This window comes from Collinsella aerofaciens (assembly GCF_028209885.1).
Classification (GTDB): Bacteria; Actinomycetota; Coriobacteriia; order Coriobacteriales; family Coriobacteriaceae; genus Collinsella; species Collinsella aerofaciens_BA.
Genome location: NZ_JAQLEM010000059.1, coordinates 1 through 5,751, shown reverse-complemented (window position 1 = coordinate 5,751; position 5,751 = coordinate 1). Strand labels below are relative to the sequence as shown.

The following is a 5,751-nucleotide window of genomic DNA, read 5'->3' as shown; positions in this document are numbered from 1 at the left end:
GCACTGGGCCTGCCTGATCGACCGCGACGGGGAGGTGCTGGCCAGCGCCCCCGTCCGCAACAGGGAGGCCGAGCTCGACGCGCTGTTCGCCTCCGCGCCCGCCGGCACGCTCGTCGTCGTCGACCAGTTCCGCAACATAGGGTCCCTCGCCGTGAGGCGGGCCCGCGCCGCGGGGCTCGGGGTCGCCCACCTGCCCGGGCTCGCCGCCAGCCGCGCCGCGGGCCTGTTCGCCGGCGAGGCCAAGACCGACGAGCGCGACGCCGCGGTGATCGCGCGGACCGCCCTGGGCGTGCCGGACTCCCTGTCGGGGGTCCCGGGCCGCGGCGAGGTCCTCGAGGCCGCCCGCGCCCTCTCGTCGCAGCGCGACCACGTCGTCGCCTGCGCGACCAGGGACAAGAACCGCCTGCGCGCGGTGCTGCTCGAGTCCTGCCCGGCCCTCGAGGCCGCGGTCGACCTGTCGGACCGGCGGTGGCTGGAGCTGCTCGCCGGGTTCGGCGGGGCGTGGGGGATCGCCCGCTCCGGGGCCGAGGGCCCGCGGGCCGAGGCCGCCGGGGAGGCCGCGGCCGCCTCCACCGCGCCCCCGCCGGCGCTCGTCGAGGCCGAGAACAGGCAGGTCAGGTTCCTGGCCGCCCGGATATCGGAGGCCCTCGACGAGGCCGGGGCCCTCGAGGCCGAGACGGCGGCGCTGCTCGAGGGCGACGAGACCTACGCGTGCCTGCTCACCGTGCCCGGCATCGGCCCGAGGACCGCGGCGCAGCTCGCGGTGTCGGTCGACATCGGGAGGTTCCCGGACCACGACCACCTGGCCTCGTACTGCGGCATAGCCCCGAGGGTGAGGAGCTCCGGCACGTCGGTGAGGTCGGTCAGGGCGTCCAGGCGCGGCGACGCGAGGCTCAAGTCCCTGCTGATCTTCTCGTGCAACAGCCTGGTGAGGTCCTCGGGGCGCTACGGCGAGTACTACCGGGCCTGCAGGGCGCGGGGCATGGGGCACGGGCGGGCGCTCAAGGCCGTCGCGAGGAAGCGGCTCAGGGCGATATACGCCGTGATGCGCGACCGGGTGCCCTACCGGGAGTAGCCCCGACGGTTGACAAAACTATAGGAACACCCAACTTCTATTTCCCCTTGCACCAAAAACCGCCCCGTTCTCGGTTTTGAGGACGGGGCGGTTTTGCTTACCTGGATTGTTCGAGTTCCTTATGCAAAGCGGGCGACGAGCTCCTGGAGCACGTCGGTCATCTTGACGAGCGAACTGACCGGGACGAACTCGTTGACGCCGTGGTAGCAATAGCCGCCGGTGGAAAGGTTGGGGCAGGGCAGACCGCGGAACGACAGCTGCGCGCCGTCGGTGCCGCCACGAATCGGCAGCACTTGGGGCTCAACGCCGCAGGCAAGGTAGGCTTCCTTGGCAACATCAATAAGCTCGGGATAGTCGCGAACGATCTCGGCCATATTTCGATACTGCTGCTTAATCTCGACCGTCACGCGCTCCTCACCCAGACGCTGGTTGAGCATCGAGGCGGCGGCATCAATAAGGTCGAGTTTCTGCTGGAACTTGGCGGCGTCATGGTCGCGGACGATATAGCGCGCTGTGGCGTGATCGACGGTCGCAGATACACCCTCAAGGTGATAAAAGCCCTCGTAGCCTTCCGTATACTCCGGGCGCTGCGCGTAGGGGAGCAACGCGTTGAAGTCGCAGAACAGATTGCCTGCGTTGACCATACGGCCCTTGGCGTCGCCCGGGTGGATGGACTGGCCCTCAAAGCGGACGGTCGCCTCGGCGGCGTTAAAGCACTCCCACTCCAGCTCGCCGATGGGGCCGCCGTCGACCGTGTAGGCGTACTTGCAGCCAAAGGCATCGATATCCAACAGCTCGGCTCCGTGGCCGATCTCCTCGTCAGGGCAGAAGCAAATGCCGAGTGCGGGATGGGGCAGAGAAGGGTCCTGAGCGATACGCGCGACAAGCGACATGATCTCGGCGACGCCTGCCTTGTCGTCCGCGCCCAGCAGCGTGGTGCCATCGCTGCAGACCAGGTCCTCACCCGCGAGGTCAGTCAGGGCGGGAAGCTTGGCGGTACCCATGGCAACGGGCTTACCGTCAACCGTGCCGCAGACCAGGTCGCCGCCTTCGTAGTGTACGATATGCGGCTTCACGCCGGCGCCCGGTGCAACTTCGGTGGTGTCGAGATGGGCGATCAGGCCCAGGGCGGGCTTGTCCTCAGCGCCCGCACTTGCGGGGATATGCGCGCAGACATAGGCGTGCTCGGTCACGTGGGCATCTTCCGCACCAAGCTCGCGCAGCTCTTCAGCCAGCACGTTGGCAAGGTCAAACTGAACGGCGCTCGAGGGTACCTGGTCACAGTTTGCATCCTCGGACTGCGTGTTGATCTGGACGTAGCGCAAAAAGCGCTCGAGGACATCGGGGCTCGTGGTGGTGTTTTCCATAAAGACCGCTCCAATCTTGGTCGTCGTGTGCAACAAGAACTCTAGCACGGTATGCCACGGCATACCACGACGCTTGGATGGGGTAGAATCAGCCATTGAATGCAGAAGGGACGGAAGATCATGGATACGACAAATAGCTCGCGCGAACTGCATCTGACGGTGGCGAACGAAGACTACTTGGAGTGCATGGTTCGCATTGAAAGCGAAGAGGGGGAAACCAACGGTGTGCGATCGGTCGACATCGCGCAGCGCCTTGGCGTCTCCAAGGCATCGGTCAATAAAGCGGTTTCGGCGCTCAAGGCATCCGAGCTTGTCGAGCAATCGCACTACGGCAAGGTAATCCTGACCGATCGCGGCCGCGAGGTTGGCACGGCTATCTGGTACCGTCATCGCCTCATCCGCACGTTTTTGGTTCAGGAGCTCGGTGTCGAATTTGAGCGAGCCGATTCCGAGGCCTGCATGATGGAGCATGCGCTATCCGAGGACACGATGAGCCGCTGGCTCGCCTATCTCGAAAAGCAGGGAATCAGCGTCGAGGAATAGCGGGATATATATGGATACGAGTTATTACAACCGCTTTGGTGCCGAGGAACTTGCGCGCCGCTTGTCGAGCGAGACCTTGTTGGCGCAGGGCCCCATGGGCAGTGTTCTGTTGAGTGAGTACGATGCCGCCGACATTCCACCGGCGTTTTGGAATCTGGCAGAGCCGCAGACCGTTTCTCGTATCCATCGCTTGTATGTCGCCGCCGGCGCGCAGGTGCTCATTACCAACACCTTTCAGGCATCAAGCTATGCCCTCAAACACGACCAGATTGCGCCGTCCGTGGCGGAGGTCAATCGCGGGGCCGTCGACGATGCCCGCCAGGCGCACCCTCAGCTGCTGCTGGGCTCGATGGGCCCGATCGGTATTGAGTGGTTTGCCGAGGACTCTGCCGAGTATCGTGAAATCCGAGGCATTGCGCGCGAACAGGCGCACGCCTTGCTCAATGCCGGCGTTGACGGTCTGCTGATCGAGACGGTGACGTCTATCCGTAATTTGCAGCCCATGCTTGCCGGCGCTCGAGATGCCGCCGACGGCATGCCTGTTCTGGTGAGTTTTGTCGTTGACGATAAAGGCGACCTGTTGGGCGATGGCCTCAACATCGAGGCAGCCGTTTTGTACGCCGAAAAACACGGCGCAAACTCGGTTGGTGTTAATTGCTGTTCGCTTGCGGCCGCGAACGCGGCGGTGCCCAGGATGGTTGCATCGGCGACTACTCCCGTCACGGTGCGTCCCAACGTGGGCGATCCGGTCCAGACTCAGGATGGCCCCGTATGGCACGAGAACCCCGAAGCTTTCGCGCGCGCATGCATCGAATGGAGACATGCCGGCGCCGCAATGGTGGGCAGTTGTTGTGGAACCACGGCAATCACTACGGCAGCGATGGCCGAGGCGCTCGATATATAAAGGGTAAAACCGCTCCATACGGGGCGGTTTTTTTATTGCCTGCATGTCCTCGGCAGCATTTGCCCAAATGGTGAATGCTGGTGCCGGCAGGTTGCCGAGTGCATGTTGCGGGTATACCCCATGCGTACCATGATCCAAACACTGTGAGGTGTCTGCGCGTGTGCGCGATAATTCATTTTGGAACTGACGGTTGGCGCGCTCGCGTCGATGAGGACTTTACTGCCGATAACGTTGCCCGTATCGCCGATGCCGTCGGCGAGTTGTGGCAAAAGACCAATCCGGGCAAAACGGTATATATAGGGTTCGACACCCGGCCCCTCGCGAGCGAGTTCGCTGAGCTTGCGGCGGGCGTGCTAGCAGCGCACGGGCTGGACGCCGTGCTCGCTTCGCGACCTGTTCCGACCCCTGCCCTTACGTGGGCGGCGGCTTATGACGGTGAGGCGTGCGGCGCGCTCATGGTGACGGGGTCCCATCATCCGCAGGGTTATCTGTGCCTCAAGATTCGCATGGGTGACGGCTCGACCGCCAACCAGGATGTCATCGAAGAGCTCGAAGAGACCATGGCTCCCGAGCCAATGGGGATCGAAGGGCAATATCGCACCGCGGATATTATTCCTGACTATATGCAGGCGGTGGCATCGTTTGTCGATGCCGAAGCCATCCGCGCCGCGCACCTGCGCGTGGTCGTCGATCCCATGGGCGGCGCAGCCCAGGGCTATCTAGCCGACTTGCTGCGCGAGCTTGGCGTTGAGGTGCACGAGATTCACGCCGGGCAGGCGTCTGACCAAGAAGATATCTGCCCCGACCCCGTTGAGCCTTGGGTGGACGCTTGCGAGCGCACGGTTATCGAGGACGGAGCTTGCGCTGGCCTGGTGACCGACGGCGACGCCGACCGCATCGGCGCGGTTGACGAGCGCGGCAGATATATACATCCGCATCAGATCATGGCGCTCGTTTTGGGCGACTTGGTTCAATTTCGTAATTTGGAGGGGCGCGTCGTCGTCAATCTTTCGTGCTCGACGCTCGTGCGTCGCATTGCCGAGGCGCTTGGCTGCCGCGTGACCGTCAAACCGGTCGGTTTCAAATATATAGCGGCGGAGATGAAGAAGGGCGGCGTCCTCATAGGCGGCGAAGAAGCCGGTGGTATCGGCATTGCCGCGCATATGCCCGAGCGCGATGGAATCCTCGCCTGTCTGATTCTGTGTGAGCTTATGGCAAAGACGGACGCGCCTTTGGGCGTTCTGGTCGACCAACTCGAGGACAGTTTTGGTAAGACGAGTTACGGTCGACGCGATTTACGCCTTGAGGCCGAAGATGCCGAAACGTTACGAACCCTGCTGCCGGGCGTAAACCCCAAGTCGATTTGTGGCAAGGTGCCGCAAAACGTTAGCCATATGGATGGCTTGCGTTTGGCATTCGAGGATGACACGTGGCTGCTGGTCCGTCCTAGCGGGACCGAACCGGTGGTGCGCGTCTACGCCGAGGGGTTCTCGGTGGAAGAACGTGATGAGTTGCTCGATGCTGGCTGTGCTTTAGCTAGGGGGACGTATCCGCTTTAACCATGAGACTGCCTTATATAAAGAGATGCTCGGCGAGCGGTAGGTAACGGCTGGCAAACGTTAGTCGGATCCCAAGATGTGTAGGAAATGTGTACGTCCAGATTCCCGCCCCCGGGGCCCCTCCGGTCTGGCAATATATCTCCTTGCCGCGCGGCCCGGTCGGACCGGGAACCAGCGCAGGCGTGCACCTTGAGAACCGGATACTGCGAGGATGGACACACCAGTTGTGTCGCATCCGGGCAGACATCGAACCATTTGAAATGGTCTAACTTGGATTTGTTTTTCGCAAGGCCGCCGAGAGGC

At 63.0% G+C, this 5,751-nt stretch carries 5 protein-coding genes; 4 read left to right on the top strand and 1 reads right to left on the bottom strand.

Annotated features, from left to right (window positions below; translation table 11 throughout):
- Positions 1-1,075, top strand: a 1,075-nt coding sequence (locus tag PMX21_RS09820; protein WP_271759272.1) for an IS110 family RNA-guided transposase, incomplete at its 5' end; no start/stop codon positions are given.
- A gap of 119 nt (positions 1,076-1,194) precedes the next feature.
- On the opposite strand, the gene pepT is transcribed toward PMX21_RS09820, so the two are convergent.
- Positions 1,195-2,442, bottom strand: a complete 1,248-nt coding sequence (pepT, locus tag PMX21_RS09815; protein WP_271759271.1) for a peptidase T — start codon at positions 2,440-2,442, stop codon at positions 1,195-1,197.
- Between the two features lie 120 nt (positions 2,443-2,562).
- Here pepT and PMX21_RS09810 point away from each other — a divergent pair, with 120 nt between their 5' ends.
- The 3 genes from PMX21_RS09810 (at position 2,563) to PMX21_RS09800 (ending at position 5,448) form a co-directional block, all read left to right on the top strand.
- Positions 2,563-2,985, top strand: a complete 423-nt coding sequence (locus tag PMX21_RS09810) for a metal-dependent transcriptional regulator (protein ID WP_040359600.1) — start codon at positions 2,563-2,565, stop codon at positions 2,983-2,985.
- A 10-nt stretch (positions 2,986-2,995) separates the two neighbouring features.
- The gene (locus PMX21_RS09805) at positions 2,996-3,889 is read left to right on the top strand and encodes a homocysteine S-methyltransferase family protein (RefSeq protein ID WP_117821432.1); all 894 of its coding nucleotides are present in this window, start codon (positions 2,996-2,998) and stop codon (positions 3,887-3,889) included.
- A 158-nt stretch (positions 3,890-4,047) separates the two neighbouring features.
- Positions 4,048-5,448: a phosphoglucomutase/phosphomannomutase family protein gene (locus PMX21_RS09800; RefSeq protein ID WP_271748110.1), complete on the top strand. Its 1,401-nt coding sequence runs from the start codon at positions 4,048-4,050 to the stop codon at positions 5,446-5,448.
- Positions 5,449-5,751 lie beyond the last annotated feature (303 nt).

What these genes read in the sequence shown, in the direction of transcription:
- pepT (WP_271759271.1), bottom strand. Translation starts at nt 2,442, where the DNA reads ATGGAAAACACCACCACGAGCCCCGATGTCCTCGAGCGCTTTTTGCGC.
- PMX21_RS09805 (WP_117821432.1), top strand. Translation starts at nt 2,996, where the DNA reads ATGGATACGAGTTATTACAACCGCTTTGGTGCCGAGGAACTTGCGCGC.
- PMX21_RS09810 (WP_040359600.1), top strand. Translation starts at nt 2,563, where the DNA reads ATGGATACGACAAATAGCTCGCGCGAACTGCATCTGACGGTGGCGAAC.